We start from the raw sequence: 18,271 nt of genomic DNA, 5'->3' as shown, positions 1-18,271 counted from the left end.
GTGCCCGGTTTGGTGCCCGGCACCGTCGAACTCCTCACACGGCGGCTTGTCCCGCACATCGAGGAGGGCCGGGCGGCGGGCCAGCAGGCCTACATGAAGACCCAACAGCCGTTCCTCGGCGTGCGGGTCCCGCAGGTCCGCGCCGTCACCAAGGACTTCGCGCTCGAGTTCGGGCTGGACACCGCCGGGGCCAGGCTGGAAGCCGCGACCGAGCTGTGGGAAAACGCCACGCACCGCGAACACTGGTACGCGGCCGCGGAGCTCTGCGCGCACCGCAGCTGCCGTGGACGTCTTGATTTCCTGCCGCTGTACGAGCGCATGATCCTCGAGGGCGCCTGGTGGGACATCGTCGACGGCTGCTCCCGCCGCTACGGGGAAACGCTGCTGGCGCACCCTGGGATCGTCGAACCGATGCTGCGGGACTGGGCCACCGACGACTTCATGTGGAAGCGGCGCATGGCGATGATCGCGCAGCTGCACCTGGGGCCCAAAACCGACACCGGGCTGCTGGATCATGCGCTCACCTGCAACCTGGCGGACCCGGAGTTCTTCATCCGCAAGGCCCTGGGCTGGTCGCTGCGCCAGTACGCCAAGACCGACCCGGACTGGGTGCGCACGTGGGTCGACGCGCACCAAGACCGCATGAGCGGGCTCTCGTTGCGCGAGGCCATGAAGCACCTGGGCGACTGAGGCAGACAAGCCCTGCGCGAAAACCTGCACCGGCGCACCGGCAAAGCGGGGATAATTGAAGAATCTACGCCGGGGAGAACCGGCAGCTGAAAGGACCCGCGCCACCGTGAACGACATCCAGCCGGAAGCAATCCAAACCCCCAAGCCGGTGCTGCTGCCCAGCAGTACCCGCTTCGGCGAACCGGTGGGACAGCTGCGTCCGGTCGGCGCCTCGCTGAGCAACGCGTTGCCGGAGGGCAAGCTCTCCCCCAACGACGACCACGACCCGGCGGCCTACGAGGGCACGTTCTACGCGCAGGTCGGCGGGCGCGAGACCTTCGCCAAGCTGGCCGAGAAGTTCTACGAGTCGGTGGCCGCGGACGAGGAATTCCGTTCCATGTACCCGGAGCAGGACCTGCGCCCGGCCGCGATGCGCCTGCAGCTGTTCCTGGAGCAGTACTGGGGCGGACCCAAGACCTATGGCGAACGCCGCGGCCACCCGCGCCTGCGCATGCGCCACCACCCGTACACGATCAACTCGCACAACCGCGACGTATGGCTCAAGCACATGCGCTATGCGGTCGATTCGCTGGAGCTGCCTCCGCTGCTGGAGACGACGCTTTGGGACTACTTCGACCGCGCCGCCCACTCGCTGGTGAACGCCGCGGACTAGCAGCTGACTGGCAACGGGCGGAAAACCGCCTAGCCCAGCACGCCGCCCTGGCGGGCCAGCACGTGCCCGCCGGAGCTGCTCAGGCGCAGCCAGCCGCCGGATCCGAAGAGCACCGAGGATGCGCCGGGGCGCAGGAAGCCCAGCGTCTGCGCGCCGAAGGCCATGCCCAGCGGCATCGACACCGGAACGTCGCGCATCGGGGTCGCCCAGATGCGCGAACGCACCGTCGCCAGCACCGGCTTGCCGGCGTTCTCCGGCAGCGCCTGCGCCACGGCGCCCATGCCCTCGGCGGCGCGGTCCAGCAGCACGTCGTCCTCCAGCACCGCAAGCCGCTCCCAGCCGCCGCGCGGCACCTGCCGACCGGCCCAGGGCGCGCCGACCTCGGCCGGCGGCATCACCAATTCCAGGGACTTGCCCTCCATGCGGGCCAGCCTGTCGGTCATCGCCGCGATCGGGTACACGCCCTCGGCGCTGGCCGGCCCGCCCAGCGCGACGGCGCGCATGCCGAGGATCGTCGGCACCGCATCGCCCAGGTTCTCGGGGAACAACACGGGCACGTAGAGCGCGAGCACGTTTCCGGCCGCCTGTGCCAGCACCGCGCCGTCGTCGATCGAGCGTGCGCGGGCAAAGAACGTACCGAGGTCCGCCACGGTTTCCTGGTCTGCAAGTACTACTGTTTCACTGGCCATTCCTCCATACTTCCATGTTGGCGCTGGAAGCCGCCCTGCGGGGTCGCGTGGGAATGTTCACTTTTCGTAGCATTCGGCAGCGAGGCCCGATCGGCGGGCCGCACACCCACGATCACGCTCGCCCCATGCGGGGCCCGGATTTGTCCGACGCGCGGGACAAACCCCGTCCTCGGCAAGTATTTACTGCGACGGTTAAGAATCCGCGGTCAGGTGGCGATAGTGTCTAACCAGATATCTTTTTTGCGCAAGGGAGCCCGCGTGAGCACGCAGAACACGAATACCGAAACCCTGCTGGAGCTTTTGTCCCTCAAGGGAAGCAGCGAAACCCGCACCTACGAGGACATTTTCGTCGGCCACACCCCGCCCCAGGCCCGTGACAGGGTCTTCGGCGGCCAAGTGCTGGGACAGTCCGTCATGGCCGCGTACCGGACCATCGCGGAGGACCGACCGATCCACTCGATGCACGGGTACTTCCTGCGCGCCGGGGACGCACGGCTTCCCATCACCTTCGGCGTGGAGCGCCTTCGCGACGGGCGCTCGTTCTCCGCGCGCCGCGTGCACGCCTACCAGAACGGCGTGCCGATCCTCTCGATGATCGCCTCCTTCCAGGAGCACTCGGAGGGCGTCGACCACCAGGACACCATGCCGGAGGGCATCCCGGACCCGGAGTCGCTGCCGACCACCGCCGACCTGATCGGCGAGATCGACCACCCGGTGGCCCAGGAGTTCGCGTTCAACCGGCCCTTCGACATCCGCTACGTCGGCGAACCGCTGTACTTCCAGCAGCCCACCGACCGCCGCGCCGTGAACGCCGTCTGGATGAAGACCACCGCCGCGATGCCCGACGACGATGCGCTGCACCGCGCGGCGCTGGCCTACGCGAGCGACTACACGCTGCTGGAGCCGATCCTCCGTCGCCACGGGCTGACATGGATCACCCGCGGCATGTCCGTCGCGAGCCTCGACCACGCCATGTGGTGGCACCGCCCGTTCCGAGTCGACGAGTGGCTGCTCTACGTGCAGGAATCCCCCAGCGCCTCGGGCGCCCGCGGCCTGGGCACCGGGCGCATCTTCAACCGCGCCGGCCAGCAGGTGGCGTCCGTCGCCCAGGAAGGCATGCTGCGCCTGCCCAGCGAAGACTAAACACCGAAAGCACGACAAAGGCCCCGCCCGGCTGGAAAAATCCAGCGGACGGGGCCTTTGCCATGACCGGTATTAGTCGCGGGTCAGGCGGCGGTGGGTGACGCGGTGCGGCTTTGCAGCCTCCGGGCCCATGCGCTCGATCTTGTTCGCCTCGTAGGATTCGAAGTTGCCTTCGTACCAGTACCAGTTCGCCGGATCCTCATCGGTGCCCTCGTAGGACAGGATGTGGGTGGCAACCCGGTCGAGGAACCAACGGTCGTGCGATACAACCACTGCGCAACCCGGGAATTCGAGCAGCGCGTTTTCCAGGGACGACAGGGTCTCGACGTCGAGGTCGTTGGTGGGCTCATCGAGGAGCAGCAAGTTGCCGCCCTGCTTGAGGGTCAGGGCCAGGTTCAGGCGGTTGCGCTCACCACCGGAGAGCACGCCTGCCTTCTTCTGCTGGTCCGGACCCTTGAAGCCGAAGGCCGAAACGTAGGCACGCGAGGGAACCTCGACCTGGCCGACGTGCATGTAGTCCAGCCCGTCGGAAACAACTTCCCAGAGGGACTTGTTCGGGTCGATGCCGCCACGGTTCTGGTCGACGTAGGAGATCTTGACGGTGTCGCCGACCTGCAGCTGGCCGCTGTCGAGCGGTTCCATGCCGACGATGGTCTTGAACAGGGTCGACTTGCCGACGCCGTTGGGACCGATGACGCCGACGATGCCGTTGCGCGGCAGCGAGAAGGACAGGTTGTCGATCAACACGCGGTCGTCGAAGCCCTTCTTGAGGTTCTTGGCCTCGATGACCACCGAACCCAGGCGCGGGCCTGCGGGGATCTGGATTTCTTCGAAGTCCAGCTTGCGGGTGCGCTCGGCCTCCGAAGCCATTTCCTCGTAGCGTGCCAGACGGGCCTTGGACTTGGTCTGGCGGCCCTTGGCGTTGGAGCGAACCCATTCGAGTTCTTCGCTCAGGCGCTTTGCAAGCTTCTGGTCCTTCTTGCCCTGCACCTCGAGGCGCTCGCGCTTCTTCTCCAGGTAGGTGGAGTAGTTGCCCTCGTAAGGGATCAAGCGTCCGCGGTCGACCTCGGCGATCCACTCGGCCACGTGGTCGAGGAAGTACCGGTCGTGGGTCACGGCGAGAACTGCACCGTGGTAGGCCTGCAGGTGCTGTTCCAGCCACTGGACCGACTCGGCGTCCAAGTGGTTGGTGGGCTCATCGAGGAGCAACAGGTCCGGCTTCTGCAGCAGCAGCTTGCACAATGCCACACGGCGGCGCTCACCACCGGAGAGGTGGGTCACCGGGGAATCTCCCGGCGGGCACTGCAGTGCATCCATTGCCTGCTCGAGCTGGGAATCGATGTCCCACGCGTCGGCGGAGTCGATTGCCTCCTGCAGGTGGCCCATTTCTTCGAGCAGTGCGTCGAAGTCGGCACCGTCCTGTGACATCTCCTCGGAGATCTGGTTGTAGCGAGTGATCTTTTCGTAGATCTCGCCGACGCCTTCCTGGACGTTGCCCAGGACCGTCTTTTCTTCGTTCAACGGCGGCTCCTGCAAAAGGATGCCTACGCTGTATCCGTCGCTGAGGCGCGCCTCACCGTTGGAGGGCGTATCAAGCCCTGCCATGATCTTAAGGATCGTCGACTTGCCCGCACCGTTCGGTCCAACCACGCCAATTTTTGCGCCTGGGTAGAACGACATGCTGACATTGTCGAGAATGACTTTGTCGCCAACGGCCTTGCGAGCCTTGGTCATCGTGTAAATGAATTCCGCCATGCCCTCAAGGCTAGTGCCTTGGGGAGACTTACTCACAATTTCCGCCGGTGAGTTTCGGCGGGTGTGCCATGTTCTTGGGCACAGTGACGGCCAAGAACCCGCGTGCGGGACTTGGCCGCCCGTCCTCATGCGGCGTTGGTGTCCGCTTCACCTGTGGTTTCGGCATCGTTTTCGGGCCACCCCGTGACCGGAAAATCCTCATCCGTCTCCCCCGTTGCCCCGTGCGGGTGGCGGCCGCGGGCACCCCTGCCGGGTCCGTCCTCGCCGTCCTGCCGGCGCACGCGTTCGAAGGTGCTGACCCCGAAACGCAGGTCGTGCCCGAGCGAAAGCGCCTCGACGTCCGCGCTGAATCCGCGGGTTCCGTCGGCACGGTCGAACTCCCGGAGCTGGACCTTTCCATAGACGACGACGTGGTCGCCCATGTGGAGGCTGGCCAGCATGTTCGACGCCATGGCCCTGAAGCAGGAGACGGTGTACCAATTGCTGTGGATATCGACCCATTGGCCGGACTCGGGGTCCTGGCGCCGTTCGTTGCTCACCAGCCGGAACTTGGCGATGGACGCGCCGCTGGTGCCGTTGCTGATGCGCGGCTCGGTGCCCACCACACCGCGAATCGTCAGGTGGTCGGTCATGGTGCCCTCCAGGGATCTGATGCAGCAAGGCTCTCTTGCTGTATCTGCCCAGTGTGGACGGTTCCAGCGGACCCCGCGGGCGGCACCGTACGGGATGTGGACAACCCGTTGCGCCGCCGCGGAAGCTGGGTCGCGGCCGTGCCCGACATGCGCCCGGCTCCACGTCAACCGATCTTTCGCGGGATGTTTGGGCGCATGGTTGGGCGGATGCAAAACTCCCTCTACCGGTGGGCGACAAAGTGCCATAGCATGGCCAAATGCCAGACAACCACGCATCGGTCCCCCTTCGAGAACTCAACAACGGGGCTTTCATGCCCTCGATCGGCCTGGGCACCTGGCCGCTCGACGACGCCCAGGCGGGAGCCGCCGTGGTGCACGGACTGGAGGCCGGATACCGGCTCATCGACACCGCCGAGAACTACAACAACGAGATCGGCATCGGCGAGGGCATCGGCAGCACGTCGGTGCCGCGCGAGGAACTGTTCATCACCTCGAAGTTCAACGCGAAATGGCATTCGGTGGACGGTGTCCGCGACGCCTGGGAACACAGCTGCACGCGGCTGGGCGTCGAATACCTTGACCTGTTCCTCATCCACTGGCCGAACCCCGCGCAGGGCCGCTACGTCGAGGCGTGGGAGGGGCTGGTCAAGCTGCTGAAGGCCGGCCGGGTGCGCGCCATCGGCACCTCGAACTTCACCACCGAACAGCTTCAGGAACTGATCCACGCCACCGGTGTGGTGCCGGACGTGAACCAGATCCAGCACTCCCCGTACTGGATCGACGACGAGCGGCTGGCGTTCCACGCGGGGCACGGCATCGTCACCGAGGCATGGGGGCCGCTGGGCCGCGGAAAGCACAACCTGCTGGGGGCCGAACCCGTGGTGGCGGCCGCGCACGCGCACAAGGTCACCCCGGCGCAGGCGGTGTTGCGCTGGCACGTGCAGCGCGGCGTGGTTCCCATCCCCAAGAGCGCGGACCCCGAGCGCATGGCGCAGAACCTCGATGTGTTTTCGTTCGACCTGACCCCGGAGCAGGTCCTGGCGATCGATGCGCTGGACGGGACCGCCGGCGAGCCCGTGTCCCCGATGGAGTTCGGGCACTAGACGCGCCGGGGTCAGTCGTCAGGCCCCGACGTAGGCTGCCAGGTGCTGACCGGTCAGCGTCGAGCGGTCGGCGACCAGCTGCGCCGGTGTGCCCTGGAAGACGATGTTGCCGCCGTCGTGGCCGGCACCCGGGCCCAGGTCGATGATCCAGTCGGCGTGCGCCATGACCGCCTGGTGGTGTTCGATCACGATGACCGACTTGCCCGAGTCAACGAGCTTGTCCAGCAGGCCCATGAGCTGCTGCACGTCGGCCAGGTGCAGGCCCGTGGTCGGTTCGTCGAGCACGTAGATGCCGCCTGATTCGCCCATGTGGATGGCCAGCTTCAGGCGCTGGCGTTCGCCGCCGGAGAGCGTGGTCAGCGGCTGCCCGATGCTCAGGTAGCCGAGGCCGACGTCGAGCATGCGGGAGAGGATCTTGTGCGCGGCGGGGATGCGGGACTCGCCGGCGGCGAAGAACTCCTCGGCCTCGGCCACCGACATGGCCAGCACCTCGGAGATGTCCTTGCCGCCGAGCTTGTATTCGAGCACCAGGGCGTCGAAACGCTTGCCCCCGCATTCCTCGCACGGGTTGGCGACCCCCGCCATCATGCCCAGGTCCGTGTAGATGACCCCGGCGCCGTTGCAGGTGGGGCAGGCGCCCTCGGAGTTCGCGGAGAACAGCGCCGGCTTCACGCCGTTGGCCTTCGCGAACGCCTTGCGGATCGGCTCGAGCATGCCGGTGTAGGTGGCCGGGTTCGAACGCCGCGAGCCCTTGATGGCTCCCTGGTCGATGGTCACCACGTCGTCGAGCCCGGACACGGAGCCGCGGATCAGCGAGCTCTTGCCGGAGCCGGCCACGCCGGTGAGCACCGTGAGCAGACCCAGCGGGACGTCGACGTCGACGTTCTTGAGGTTGTTCATGTCGGCGCCGCGGATTTCCAGCTTGCCGGCCGGCTTGCGGGTCGAGTCCTTGAGCCTGGCGCGGTCGTCGAGGTGGCGCCCGGTGAGCGTGTCGGACGCGCGCAGGCCCTCCACAGTGCCTTCGAACATGACTTCCCCGCCCAGCGATCCGGCGCGCGGGCCCAGGTCGACCACGTGGTCGGCGATGGCGATGGCCTCCGGCTTGTGCTCGACCACCAGCACGGTGTTGCCCTTGTCGCGCAGCTGCAGCAGCAGTTCGTTCATGCGGGCGATGTCGTGCGGGTGCAGCCCGATCGTCGGTTCGTCGAAGACGTAGGTGACATCGGTGAGCGAGGAGCCCAGGTGGCGGATCATCTTGGTGCGTTGCGCCTCGCCGCCGGACAGCGTGCCGGAGGGGCGTTCCAGGGAAAGGTAGCCAAGTCCGATGTCGACGAAAGAGTCAAGGGTCTCCCCCAGCGCCTCCAGCAGCGGGGCGACGGCCGGCTCGTCCAGGGAGCGCACCCACACGGCCAGGTCGCTGATCTGCATGGCGCAGGCATCGGCGATGCTCACCCCGTCGATCCTGGAGTTGCGGGCGTGCTCGGCCAGCCGGGTGCCGCCGCATTCGGGGCAAGCGGTGAAGGTGACGGCGCGTTCCACGAAGGCGCGGATGTGCGGCTGCATGGCGTCGACGTCCTTGGCCAGGAACGACTTCTGCATCTTCGGGATCAAGCCCTCGTAGGTGAGGTTGATGCCCTCGACCTTGATCTTGGTTGGTTCGCGGTAGAGCAGGTCCTCGAGTTCCTGCTTGGTGAACTTGCCGATCTTCTTGTCCATGTCGAAGTAGCCGGACCCGGCGAAAATGCGGCCGTACCAGCCGTCCATGGAATAGCCGGGGACCGTGAGCGCGCCCTCGGAGAGGGACTTTTCGGCGTCGAAGAGCGCTGTGAGGTCGAAGTCGGTGACCGAGCCGCGGCCCTCGCAGCGGGCGCACATGCCGCCGGTGATGCTGAAGCTGCGGCGCTCCTTGACCTTCTTGCCGCCCTTTTCCATGGTGACCGCGCCGGCCCCGGAGACCGAGGGAACGTTGAAGGAGTAGGCCTGCGGGGAGCCGATGTGCGGGGAGGCCAGCCGGGAGAAGACGATGCGCAGCATGGCGTTGGCGTCCGTGACGGTGCCGACGGTGGAGCGCGGGTTGGCGCCCATGCGCTCCTGGTCCACGAGGATCGCGGTGGTCAGGCCCTCGAGCACGTCGACGTCGGGGCGGGCCAGGGTCGGCATGAAGCCCTGCACGAACGCGCTGTAGGTCTCGTTGATCATGCGCTGGGACTCGGCAGCGATCGTGCCGAACACCAGCGAACTCTTGCCCGAGCCCGACACCCCGGTGAAAACCGTGAGCCGGCGCTTGGGGATCTCCAGGCTGATGTCCTTGAGGTTGTTGACGCGTGCGCCCCGCACCCGGATCAGGTCGTGGCTGTCGGCAAGGTGCGCCGTTGCCTGCTGCGTGTCGCTGTCGGTGGACGTGCTCATCGTCTCTCCATCGTGTTGCGTGGTTGGTGTCGGCCGACTCGATCCTACGTTCATCGACCGACGGTTTCGGTGTCCAGTCTAGGAGCGAACCGCGCGCCGGACTTCTCAAGAACTGCTCGCCTTGTTGGTCGGATTGTTGACCCGCTTGCCGGTCAGTCGACCCGTTGCACCATAGCCCGTGCCGCGCGCTCCGGGTTGGTGGCCCGCGGGGTGATCAAGAGGGTCAGGAAGAGGATCACGGCCACGAGGATGAAGGCGTTGAGCACCCCGAAGTGCTCCCCGAGGAATCCGAGCACGGGCGGGCCGATCAGCATCGAGGAGTAGCCGAAGATCGCCACGATGCCCACGCGGCGCGGTCCGTCGGTGGGGTGGGCCGCGGCCACGGACATGCCGACGGGGAAGCCCAAGGATCCGCCGATGCCCCAGAGCAGCGCCCCGGTGAACACCGCCCAGGGCGCCGGGGCAAGGATGAACAGGGCGATTCCCGCCAGCCCCAGGATTCCCATGGAGACCAGGGCTCGCTTGTGGCCGAAGCGGTCGATCAACGGGCCTCCGAAGAACCGCCCGGCGGTCATGGCGGTGACAAAGGCGCCGAAGACCAGCGCGCCGGCCGCCTCGGTGAACTGGTGGTCGTCGACCGAGGCGATGGCGAGCCAGTCGTTGGCCGATCCCTCGGCGAACGCCAGGCCCGCGACCATGAGCCCGATCAGCATCAGGTGTCCGTCGCGGAACACCCCGAGCACCCTCCGGCTCCACGGGATTCCCGCGGCATCCCCGTCCGCGCGCTTCTCCGCAGCCGGTTCCAGTGCCGTCACGTTGCGCACGAAGAACAGGCCGAGCACGATGATCAACAGGCCGACGCCGGCGAAGTTCCACAGGATGCCGACGTTCGCCCGGGCCGCCGCCGCGCCGCTGACGGCCCCGACGATGGTTCCCAGGCTGAAGAAGGCATGCATCATGGGCAGGAGCGTCTTGCCGATGGCCCGTTCGACCGCAGCCCCGTCGACGTTCATCATCACGTCGGTGGCGCTGAAGACGAAGCCGTAGAACACCAGGATCAGGACGGCGGCAGGGACGTTGCTCGTGAGGTCCACCACCGCACCGAGGGCCATCAATGCCAGCCCCAAGCTCACCAGGCCCGTGGCGATCCCACGCCGCACGCCCATGCGCGCCAGGATGTTCGGCGCGAAGGCCAGACCGCCGATCGAACCTATGGCAACGGCAAAGAGCAGGATTCCGACATCAGCGGTGGACAGCGAGAGTTCCACGCGGACCGCCGGCAACCGAGCCACCCAGCTGGCAAACGCGTACCCGCACAGGAAGAAGATCCCGAAGATTGAATTACGCCATGCGGAGTGGCTCTTCGTGGTGTGCACTTTGTCAGTGGCAGCTTGCTGCTTGGGCAACGGGGACCTTCCGGATGATGATGGGAAAAACGGGGGTTGCAGGCGCTCGCACCGTTGCGTTTGCGACTTAATTGCCTTTCATCATACTGCCGGATTAACCGCATGCCGAGGCCCTGTTGCCGTTTCGAAGCACAGCGCCCCTATGTGACGAAATATGAGCTCAGTGGTTCATTGGGCTATGATTCTTGTGCCTGCCTCCGTAGCTCAGTGGATAGAGCAACAGCCTTCTAATCTGTCGGTCGCGCGTTCGAATCGCGCCGGGGGCACAGAACCAAAGCGGCACCCATCAGGGCTTTTCCATGGGTGCCGCTTTTCTTTTGCCCAAACTCGGGCGCTGGGGGGATCTGGAGGATCCTTTTTCAACCCGAGTGGAGGTGAGGCATTCTTTGCGTTTCAGGAGGGAGCGAACTCTAGTCGCGGGCATTAACCCGGCAGGTCTATTGGTCCAAAAATCGGGCTCACGCGAACACTAGACAACGTTTGGTTTCGGGCGTAGTGTCGCTCGGACAACTACACACAGTTGCGAAACCCCGACCCGCAAACCGACCCCAGGAGAGCCCCCAGCTTCTTCCCCGGGTCCAGCGGGACCCCGTTTTCAGATGCGACCTGTCGCCGGTTCCTGAAAAACGTTGGTGGGTTTCGGCGGCGCAGGTGTCCCCCAAGTACCTGCGCACGCAATTGCAGATGCCCCGCCCCAAGGGGCATCTACGAATCCGATGGGCCTCGCTCGATGGGGGGGCGGGGCCCATCTTCATTCTACGATTCGGCGGCATGTCCGGAGTATTCACTCGGGACGCAATGCTCGCCGAAGTTGCCCCAAGGCCTTCCCGGGCGAACCCCTGAGACTGCCCACAAACCCACTTATCGTTCGGTATTGACACCCGCACCGTCCGGCCCGAAGCTGTACAGACCAGTTCAGCCCTGTGAGCTCGTCACGATGGAGTGCCATGAAATCGGTTCGACGTCCCGTTGTTGCCCAGTCCGTCATGCTGGTTCTGGTCGTGATCCAGGCCGTTGTCGATCCCACGGGGCTGCTCGCGTTGGTCGGCTGGTCGGGAGCGACACCTTCGCTGGCTGCCGGGCCGTGGTCGTTCGCACCGTATGTCGTGTTCGTGCCGGCGTTGCTCGCCGCTCTCTGGTGGGTTGCGGTTCGCGCTGGCGACAGGTTCTGGACACTCGCTGCCGGAACAGTGCTCGCCGTATTGCTGGCACAGGCTGCGACCGCGCTGGTCATGACAGGTGATCCGGCCATTGCGGGACGTGCGGCCAGCTTCGTTGCGGCAAAGGCATTGCCCGCGGCACTCATCGTCGCAGCGTTCACCCGCTGGTTCGGCGTCCCCACGGAGCGACTTTCACCGGCACCCGGATCAAGTTGGCCTCCGGCCGTGCTGTTCGCCGCGCTCGCGCCGCTTCTGGCCGGCCTGTGGTGGACCGGCGCCGCGTATGCGCCGGGCATTCCGTCGCCGAGGCCGGAGAACGGCATCGTCCCGGTGTCCATCGCCATGGTTCTCATCGCCGCCGCCACCGCTCTGTCCCTGCGCTGGACGCGCCCTCGCGTCCCCGGCGTGCTGGGCGGCTGGCTGGCCGCACTCGTAGCGGGCGGGATCTTCGGTCTGGTCCAGGCTGCCGTGGGATTCTTCGTCGACAGGGGTCCAGGTGGCGACATCTGGCCACTGATGGTCGCCTACCTTGCAGTCGCCGACGGGCTGGCCTTCGGAGCATGCCTGGGGTGGATCGTTGGCCTCGCCGCCGCCCCAGCCGATAGGTTGCGCACAGGCCGAGCGGGCCAAGGTGCTCGGGTCCCGGAACTGATTGCCGCATCCGCTGCGATTATTTCGCTGGGCGCGACGCTCCTGGTTCCGGGTTTCACCCCGGCCGTCGCGGCCCCGGAAAAGGTCTCACCGCCGGCGGGGTTCCTGCGAGCCGAGGGATCGCGCATCACCGACGGAAAAGGGAACCAAGTCCTGCTGCGCGGGGTGAACGTGAACCAGCTCGTCGACTTCTACCAGCCACGCAGCGAGGTGCCGGCAACCAGGCCTCTGACCGAGGGCGACTACGCCGGCATTGCCGCGCAGGGCTTCAATGTCGTTCGGCTGAATATTTCCTGGTCGGCGCTCGAGCCGGAGCGCGGCTCGCTCGACCCCGCCTACCTGGAGCAAATCACCGACGCCGTGGACTGGGTCAAGATACACGGCATCTACACCGTGCTGGACACGCACCAGGACGGGTGGTGGAACGGCCCCTCCGCGGAGGGCACCACGTGCCGGCCCGGGACCGAGCCGATGTGGGGCTACGACGGCGCCCCGGAATGGGCAACCATCACCGATGGAGCGCCGCGCTGCCAGTTCACCGGCCGCGACATCTCCCCCACGGGAAACCGTTCATTCCAGAACTTCTACTTCAACACCGACGGCGTCCAGACCGCACTTGCCAAGACGTGGGCAAGCTTGCCGCCCGCTTCGGCGACGAGCCCATGGTCGCCGGCTACGACCTGATCAACGAACCCGGGTTCGGCGAGACGGCCCCTGTGACGACCTCCCACCTGCTCGGCAAGTTCTACGACCAGGCGATCGATGAGATCCGCGCCGCGGGCGCCACGCAGATCGCCTTCATCGAGCCGAGCATCCTCTGGTCGGGTCTCGGATTCGATTCGGGCCCCGCCCCCGGCTTCACAACCGACACCAACGTCGTCTTCTCGCCCCACCTGTACGCCGAGTCGATCACCATGGACCGCGACTTGGGCATCCCGCCGATCGTGCGGCTGGAACGCCAGTTCACCCTCGCGCAGCGAGTTGCCGACCAGTATGGGTCTCCTCTTTGGTCCGGCGAGTATGGCTACTGGGGCGAGGACACCGACTCGCTGTCCCGGCTGAACAGATACGCCGACGCGGAAGACGAACACATGCTCGGTAGCGCCTACTGGGTGTGGAAGCATGCCTGCGGCGACCCGCAAAACGGCATCGGCCCGGTCGGCAACGCGCTCATGATGCAGGATTGCGCGAACGGCGGCGAGTTGCCGCCCAAGAGCGGCCTCCTCGAGATCCTGAGCCGGGCCTACCCCCCAGGCCACTCCCGGCGCGCTCGTCTCGCTCAAGGCGGAAGGCCCGCAACTGGAGCTAACCGGAACCACCCCGGCACCCCGCTGCGGTCTCAAGGTCTGGATCCCCGGCGGCGAGAGGCCAGAGGCCCAGACCACCGGCCTGACAAAGGTCGCCATGACACATGTTCCCGGAGGTTGGAACCTGACTGCTTGCGCCGAAGGGATCTACAAGCCGTCAACGACCCGCTAGATCGGAAGCCGACCGCCAGACTTCAGGTTTTTCATGACAATGGTGCTGGTGAGCTTCTCGACCCCGGGCAGGGCAATGAGCACTTCGTCGTAAAAGTGCTGGTATGCGGGAAGATCGGCCACCACCACCCGCAGGAGGAAATCCGGATCGCCGAAGAGCCGTTGCGCATCCACGATCTGGGCGCTCTTGGTCACCTCGATTTCGAAGGCCTTCATGTTCTGCCTGTCCTTAAGTGTGACAAACACCAGCGCCTCGAATCCCAGGTTGATCTTGGCCGGGTCCACGTCGGCCCGATAGCCCCGGATGACGCCCGACGTTTCCAGCTCCCGAAGCCTCCTGTGGCACGGTGCCAGCGTCAGGCCGACCTCCTGCGCCAACGCGGTGGCCGTCATCCGCCCGTCTTCCTGCAGGTGGCGCAGTATCGCGCGATCAATCCCGTCCAATGTGGTGCTCCAATCACGAGCTTCTATCGATGTAACGATGCCTTACGCAAGATTTTACAAGTAGTTTCGCTTGATGCTCATATTTTCTTGCTTCAAGTGCAGAAGAACCGCAATAACTCGCAAGCACATTTCGCGCGATTTTTCCTATGCTTGCCCAGTAGGTTCCAAGCAGAAGGGGATTATCGTGGATCCGCAGGTTTATCTGGGCTTTTTGTTCGTCTCGTTTGCGCTCGCCATGACGCCGGGCGCCGACTGGGCGTACGCGATTGCCGCCGGCCTCGGCCGGTACCGCGTTGTTTCCGCGGTCGCCGGATTGTGCACCGGCTATGTCTTCCACACCATCCTGATCGTTGCCGGCATGGCGGCGCTGATCGCAAGCTCGCCGCAACTGCTGTCCTGGCTGACCCTGACCGGCGCGGCCTACCTGCTCTGGCTCGGCATTTCGACGGCGCGAAGCTGGCGGGGAGCCGGATTCACCGTGGCCGCGGTCCAAGACACCGAACAGCCAAAGGCAGCCAACGCTTCCGTTCAGGCATCCGCAGCGACGCCCACCGGTGGCACCGCTTTGAAGGTCCGCACCACACCCCTTCAAACCGCCGACAAGCCGGCCGAACGCCTCTTTGGCCCGGCATTCTTCCGTGGCTTGGGAACCAGCGGCACAAACCCGAAGGCGCTGCTGCTCTACCTTGCCCTGATCCCCCAGTTCGTTCGACCCGACGCAGCCCTCGCGGTTCCGGCACAAACGGCGATCTTCGGTCTCTCGCACATGATGCTTTCCGTGTTCATCTATTCGGGCGTCGCCATTGGCGCACGGGTCTTGCTGCGTTCGCGCCCGACCGCGGCACGTGCCGTCACCCTCTTCAGCGGCCTGATCATGATCGGGCTTGGCCTGGTGCTGGTGCTTGAGCAGGCGCCGACGCTTCTTGCCTCTATCCAGACGCTGCTTTCGGTCATCGGAAAGTAGCACCTCCGCCAACAGCAAGGGCCAGGCAATGAACCCAAGAGTTCTTTGCCTGGCCCTTGTCGCATCCGCCTGCCGAAGGCAGGGAAATCCGGGTCCGAGAAGCTGTTACTTGCCGGGGACGATCAGGGTCGCGGCACCCGCACGCGCGGCCTCGAAACGAGCCGACACATCCGCCCAGTTCACGATGTTCCAGAACGCCTTCACGTAATCGGCCTTCACGTTCACGTAATCCAGGTAGAACGCGTGCTCCCACATGTCCAGCATCAACAACGGAGTCGTCGCCACCGGCACATTGCCCTGCTGGTCATACAACTGCTCGATGACCAGCTGGCCACCCAGGCCCTCGAAGCCCAGCAACGCCCAACCCGAACCCTGCAGGCTCATCGCCGCCGCCGTGAAATGCGCACGGAACGCATCGAAGGAACCGAACGCGTCATCGATCGCCGCCGCCAACTCGCCCTCCGGCTTGTCCCCACCCTCCGGAGACAGGTTGTTCCAGAAGATCGAGTGGTTCGTGTGCCCACCCAGGTGGAACGCCAGGTCCTTGGAGAGCTTCGGGATGTTCCCGAACTCGCCCTTCTCCCGCGCCTCCGCCAACTGCTCCAACGCGGTGTTCGCGCCCGCCACGTAGGCGGCATGGTGCTTGCTGTGGTGCAACTCCATGATCCGCGCCGAAATGCTCGGCTCCAACGCCGCGTAGTCGTACTGCAGCTCAGGCAAGGTGTAAATAGCCAAAATGACTCCTCAAATAGTGTCGTGCTGAATCGCTCCCGGAACCGGGAGCGGCTAAACGGCGAGTCGTGAATGATCGCCGATGCTGTGGTAGCCGCGCTGGTGGTAGACCAGCGGTGCGGCCATGGACTCGCGGTCCATGACTTCCACAACCGATGCTACGACCAGCGTGGCCGGTCCCGCGGGGGTTTTTGAATGAATTTCGCATCGCAAGACGGTGCCGAGGCCGTGAATCAGCGGCTCCCCCGATTCCAGCTGTTCCCAGTTGTCCATCTGCGAAAAGCGCTCATCGCCGGGCCGGGCGAAAAGCGAGGCAAGCTGCGCATTTTCCGCGGTCAACAGGTGGATCAGGATGGTATCCGCGTTCAGGATGGCGTGGGCAGAGCCCTTGTCGCCAGCCACATTGAAGGCCACCAGTGCCGGGTCCGCCGCCACGGAGATCAGCGAGGAGGCGGTGATGCCCGCAGGACCGCGCTCCCCCGTTGCCGTCACAATCGCTACCCCTGCGGGGTGGTTGCCAAAGGCTGCGCGAAACTGGTCAGCCATCGTCCGTTCGGCGATTTGTGTCTGCACTGCGGATGAATCCTCTCGTGACGTGCCGCTTGTGCGCGACCCTCAGACACCCACGCTAGAACCTCAACCAAGGTTTAGGTCAAATCTGGCTTCTTTTCGCGAAACAGCAACGTCCCGCCCTCGGTGTCGGCCATCTTGTCGTTGGGGTTCACAAACCCGCACTCGGCCAGGGAGAGGCAACCGCAGCCGATGCATCCGCCCAGTCCGTCGCGCAGCGATTGGAGCTGGTGGATGCGCTCCTGCAAGTCCTCACGCCATGCCAACGACATTGCCTGCCAGTCCTCCTTTGCCGGTGCCCCGTCAAGCGGGAGCCCGGCAAAGAGCTCGCCGACGGCCTTGAGCGGAATGCCCGCACGTTGCGCCGCGCGGATGACGGCGACGCGGCGCAGCACACTTCGGTCGAACCGCCGCTGGTTGCCCGAGGTGCGCCACGACTGGATCAATCCCTCGCGTTCGTAGAAGTGCAGGGCGGAAACGGTCACACCGGAGCGGACCGCCACCTGCCCCACACTGAGATCCCGGGAAAAACTGTCGACTTCGCTCATCCTTACATTCTCCCCGCGGGGCCTTGTGCGCGGCGAATATCGGCCGGCGCGCTTTTCGTCTAAAGTCACAAGCAAGGTACAGGACAAATCGGTTTGATGCAGCAGCAGAGGATAACGCCCCATATGAAACTCACATTCCGAGGCGGATTCGTCGCGACGCTGGGCGCGCTGACGGCACTGGCCCTCGGCGCGGCAGTCATGTCACTCACCTATGCCATCACGCTGGTCTTTGCCGCCTTCTTCATTGCCCTGGGCCTTGATCCGCTGGTGCGCAAGCTTGAGGGCTGGGGCATGTCCAGGGTGAAGGCGGTGCTGTGCGTCCTCGCGGGCTTCCTGATCTTTGCCACCTTGGTTTTCAGCCTGGTCATTCCACTCCTGGTGACCGAGGGCCACAAGTTCATCGTCTCCCTCCCGGGCAACCTGGACCGGATCGAGGAGCAAGCCTGGTTCCTTTCGCTGAACGACCGGTTGGACGGGGCGCTGGTACCGGGCCTCGAATGGGTGCAGAAGACCATCGCGGATCCCTCGACCTGGCTGTTTGTGGGCAACGGCGCACTGAAGGTCGGCTTCGGCGTCGCAAACGCGGTCGTCGGCACGCTCTTTGTCACGGTGCTGACCATGTACTTCGTGACCTCGCTGGAACAGATGAAAAACGGCTTCTACGCCCTGGTTCCCGCCTCGCGGCGCGCGCGGGTCGTGGAAATCTCCGAGGAAATCGCCGCCTCGGTGGGCAGCTACCTCAGCGGCATGTCGATCCTCGCGGCACTCAACGCGACCTTCACCTTCCTGCTGTTGACCATCATGGAGGTGCCGTTTGCCGCGGTGCTGGGCGTCCTCGCGCTGCCGATCACCATGATCCCGTTGGTCGGTTCGGTCATCAGCGCGGCCATCGTCACGGTCGTCGCCCTGATCGCATCCCCCTCGACGGGGCTGGTCGTGCTGCTGGTCATGGTCGCCTACATGCAGATCGAGGCCTACATCCTGACCCCGCGCATCGTCGGAAAGGCCATCAAGATCCCCGGTTCCATGGTGCTGATCGGCGCGATGGTCGGCGGCACGCTGGCGGGCCTGCTGGGCGCCCTTGTCGCCTGCCCGGCCAGCGCGTCCATCCTGCTGATCCTCAACAAGATCGTGGTTCCCGCGCAGGCAAAACGATAGTTCCCGCGCTTGGGTTCGGTGCCCCATAGTCGCAGGCTGGAGCCGTGATCAGGACTTTTGAACGGTGTTCAAGTATCGTTGATTGCG

General features: G+C 65.4%; 16 protein-coding genes, 1 tRNA gene and 1 pseudogene. 9 read left to right on the top strand and 9 right to left on the bottom strand.

Going from position 1 to position 18,271, the window contains the following annotated elements; all coding sequences use genetic code 11:
* Together ACIQLF_RS11360 and ACIQLF_RS11355 are read left to right on the top strand one after the other, a co-directional pair.
* On the top strand, nt 1–690 hold the full coding sequence (locus ACIQLF_RS11360; RefSeq protein ID WP_400298174.1) for a DNA alkylation repair protein: 690 nt from the start codon (nt 1–3) through the stop codon (nt 688–690).
* Nucleotides 691–796: 106 nt separating this feature from the next.
* Nucleotides 797–1,342, top strand: a complete 546-nt coding sequence (locus ACIQLF_RS11355; RefSeq protein WP_400298171.1) for a globin — start codon at nt 797–799, stop codon at nt 1,340–1,342.
* Between the two features lie 29 nt (nt 1,343–1,371).
* Here the strand turns inward: ACIQLF_RS11355 and ACIQLF_RS11350 are convergent, their stop codons facing one another.
* On the bottom strand, nt 1,372–2,031 hold the full coding sequence (locus tag ACIQLF_RS11350) for a hypothetical protein (RefSeq protein WP_400298169.1): 660 nt from the start codon (nt 2,029–2,031) through the stop codon (nt 1,372–1,374).
* Between the two features lie 258 nt (nt 2,032–2,289).
* Here ACIQLF_RS11350 and ACIQLF_RS11345 point away from each other — a divergent pair, with 258 nt between their 5' ends.
* A complete protein-coding gene (locus ACIQLF_RS11345) occupies nt 2,290–3,174 on the top strand; it encodes an acyl-CoA thioesterase (protein ID WP_400298167.1) in 885 nt (294 codons plus the stop codon).
* 72 nt (nt 3,175–3,246) lie between these two features.
* Here the strand turns inward: ACIQLF_RS11345 and ettA are convergent, their stop codons facing one another.
* Nucleotides 3,247–4,929: an energy-dependent translational throttle protein EttA gene (gene ettA / locus ACIQLF_RS11340; RefSeq protein WP_400298165.1), complete on the bottom strand. Its 1,683-nt coding sequence runs from the start codon at nt 4,927–4,929 to the stop codon at nt 3,247–3,249.
* A 125-nt stretch (nt 4,930–5,054) separates the two neighbouring features.
* Nucleotides 5,055–5,561, bottom strand: a complete 507-nt coding sequence (locus ACIQLF_RS11335) for a single-stranded DNA-binding protein (protein ID WP_400298163.1) — start codon at nt 5,559–5,561, stop codon at nt 5,055–5,057.
* A gap of 257 nt (nt 5,562–5,818) precedes the next feature.
* Between ACIQLF_RS11335 and ACIQLF_RS11330 the strand changes: the two genes are divergently transcribed.
* Nucleotides 5,819–6,664 carry an aldo/keto reductase gene (locus ACIQLF_RS11330; RefSeq protein WP_400298160.1) on the top strand — a complete coding sequence of 282 codons (846 nt, stop codon included), beginning with the start codon at nt 5,819–5,821 and terminating at the stop codon, nt 6,662–6,664.
* Nucleotides 6,665–6,682: 18 nt separating this feature from the next.
* Here ACIQLF_RS11330 and ACIQLF_RS11325 read toward each other — a convergent pair whose 3' ends face one another.
* Both ACIQLF_RS11325 and ACIQLF_RS11320 read right to left on the bottom strand, forming a co-directional pair.
* The gene (locus ACIQLF_RS11325; RefSeq protein ID WP_400298158.1) at nt 6,683–9,073 is read right to left on the bottom strand and encodes an ATP-binding cassette domain-containing protein; all 2,391 of its coding nucleotides are present in this window, start codon (nt 9,071–9,073) and stop codon (nt 6,683–6,685) included.
* A gap of 152 nt (nt 9,074–9,225) precedes the next feature.
* Nucleotides 9,226–10,449, bottom strand: a complete 1,224-nt coding sequence (locus ACIQLF_RS11320) for an MFS transporter (RefSeq protein WP_400298156.1) — start codon at nt 10,447–10,449, stop codon at nt 9,226–9,228.
* A 223-nt stretch (nt 10,450–10,672) separates the two neighbouring features.
* Between ACIQLF_RS11320 and ACIQLF_RS11315 the strand changes: the two genes are divergently transcribed.
* The 3 genes and pseudogenes from ACIQLF_RS11315 to ACIQLF_RS11305 all read left to right on the top strand — a co-directional run.
* A tRNA-Arg gene (locus ACIQLF_RS11315) sits at nt 10,673–10,745 on the top strand.
* Nucleotides 10,746–11,426: 681 nt separating this feature from the next.
* Nucleotides 11,427–12,974, top strand: a complete 1,548-nt coding sequence (locus tag ACIQLF_RS11310) for a cellulase family glycosylhydrolase (protein ID WP_400298153.1) — start codon at nt 11,427–11,429, stop codon at nt 12,972–12,974.
* A pseudogene (locus tag ACIQLF_RS11305) lies at nt 12,953–13,354 on the top strand (cellulase family glycosylhydrolase); the annotation flags it as partial. The gene ACIQLF_RS11310 and the pseudogene ACIQLF_RS11305, both read left to right, overlap by 22 nt.
* 411 nt (nt 13,355–13,765) lie before the next feature.
* Here the strand turns inward: ACIQLF_RS11305 and ACIQLF_RS11300 are convergent.
* Nucleotides 13,766–14,212: an Lrp/AsnC family transcriptional regulator gene (locus ACIQLF_RS11300; RefSeq protein WP_209997324.1), complete on the bottom strand. Its 447-nt coding sequence runs from the start codon at nt 14,210–14,212 to the stop codon at nt 13,766–13,768.
* A gap of 184 nt (nt 14,213–14,396) precedes the next feature.
* Between ACIQLF_RS11300 and ACIQLF_RS11295 the strand changes: the two genes are divergently transcribed.
* Nucleotides 14,397–15,176, top strand: a complete 780-nt coding sequence (locus ACIQLF_RS11295) for a LysE family translocator (protein WP_400298151.1) — start codon at nt 14,397–14,399, stop codon at nt 15,174–15,176.
* 105 nt (nt 15,177–15,281) lie between these two features.
* Here the strand turns inward: ACIQLF_RS11295 and ACIQLF_RS11290 are convergent, their stop codons facing one another.
* The 3 genes from ACIQLF_RS11290 to soxR form a co-directional block, all read right to left on the bottom strand.
* On the bottom strand, nt 15,282–15,911 hold the full coding sequence (locus ACIQLF_RS11290; protein WP_400298062.1) for a superoxide dismutase: 630 nt from the start codon (nt 15,909–15,911) through the stop codon (nt 15,282–15,284).
* A 51-nt stretch (nt 15,912–15,962) separates the two neighbouring features.
* Nucleotides 15,963–16,454 carry a flavin reductase family protein gene (locus tag ACIQLF_RS11285; protein WP_400298148.1) on the bottom strand — a complete coding sequence of 164 codons (492 nt, stop codon included), beginning with the start codon at nt 16,452–16,454 and terminating at the stop codon, nt 15,963–15,965.
* A 101-nt stretch (nt 16,455–16,555) separates the two neighbouring features.
* The gene (gene soxR / locus ACIQLF_RS11280) at nt 16,556–17,026 is read right to left on the bottom strand and encodes a redox-sensitive transcriptional activator SoxR (protein ID WP_400298146.1); all 471 of its coding nucleotides are present in this window, start codon (nt 17,024–17,026) and stop codon (nt 16,556–16,558) included.
* Nucleotides 17,027–17,149: 123 nt separating this feature from the next.
* On the opposite strand from soxR, the gene ACIQLF_RS11275 reads away from it, so the two are divergent.
* Nucleotides 17,150–18,184, top strand: coding sequence for an AI-2E family transporter (locus ACIQLF_RS11275; RefSeq protein WP_400298143.1), 1,035 nt, complete (start codon nt 17,150–17,152; stop codon nt 18,182–18,184).
* The last annotated feature ends 87 nt before the right edge of the window (nt 18,185–18,271 follow it).

The organism is Paeniglutamicibacter sp. NPDC091659 (assembly GCF_044756805.1).
In the GTDB taxonomy this organism is placed as follows: Bacteria; Actinomycetota; Actinomycetes; order Actinomycetales; family Micrococcaceae; genus Paeniglutamicibacter.
Note: the sequence above shows the minus strand (reverse complement) of the source record. Positions and strands in the feature narration are given on the sequence as shown.

Excerpts from the sequence above, each read along its gene's own strand:
- ettA (WP_400298165.1), bottom strand. The coding sequence starts at position 4,929 with ATGGCGGAATTCATTTACACGATGACCAAGGCTCGCAAGGCCGTTGGC.
- ACIQLF_RS11310 (WP_400298153.1), top strand. The coding sequence starts at position 11,427 with ATGAAATCGGTTCGACGTCCCGTTGTTGCCCAGTCCGTCATGCTGGTT.
- ACIQLF_RS11325 (WP_400298158.1), bottom strand. The coding sequence starts at position 9,073 with ATGAGCACGTCCACCGACAGCGACACGCAGCAGGCAACGGCGCACCTT.
- ACIQLF_RS11335 (WP_400298163.1), bottom strand. The coding sequence starts at position 5,561 with ATGACCGACCACCTGACGATTCGCGGTGTGGTGGGCACCGAGCCGCGC.
- ACIQLF_RS11350 (WP_400298169.1), bottom strand. The coding sequence starts at position 2,031 with ATGGCCAGTGAAACAGTAGTACTTGCAGACCAGGAAACCGTGGCGGAC.
- soxR (WP_400298146.1), bottom strand. The coding sequence starts at position 17,026 with ATGAGCGAAGTCGACAGTTTTTCCCGGGATCTCAGTGTGGGGCAGGTG.
- ACIQLF_RS11285 (WP_400298148.1), bottom strand. The coding sequence starts at position 16,454 with ATGGCTGACCAGTTTCGCGCAGCCTTTGGCAACCACCCCGCAGGGGTA.
- ACIQLF_RS11275 (WP_400298143.1), top strand. The coding sequence starts at position 17,150 with ATGAAACTCACATTCCGAGGCGGATTCGTCGCGACGCTGGGCGCGCTG.
- ACIQLF_RS11330 (WP_400298160.1), top strand. The coding sequence starts at position 5,819 with ATGCCAGACAACCACGCATCGGTCCCCCTTCGAGAACTCAACAACGGG.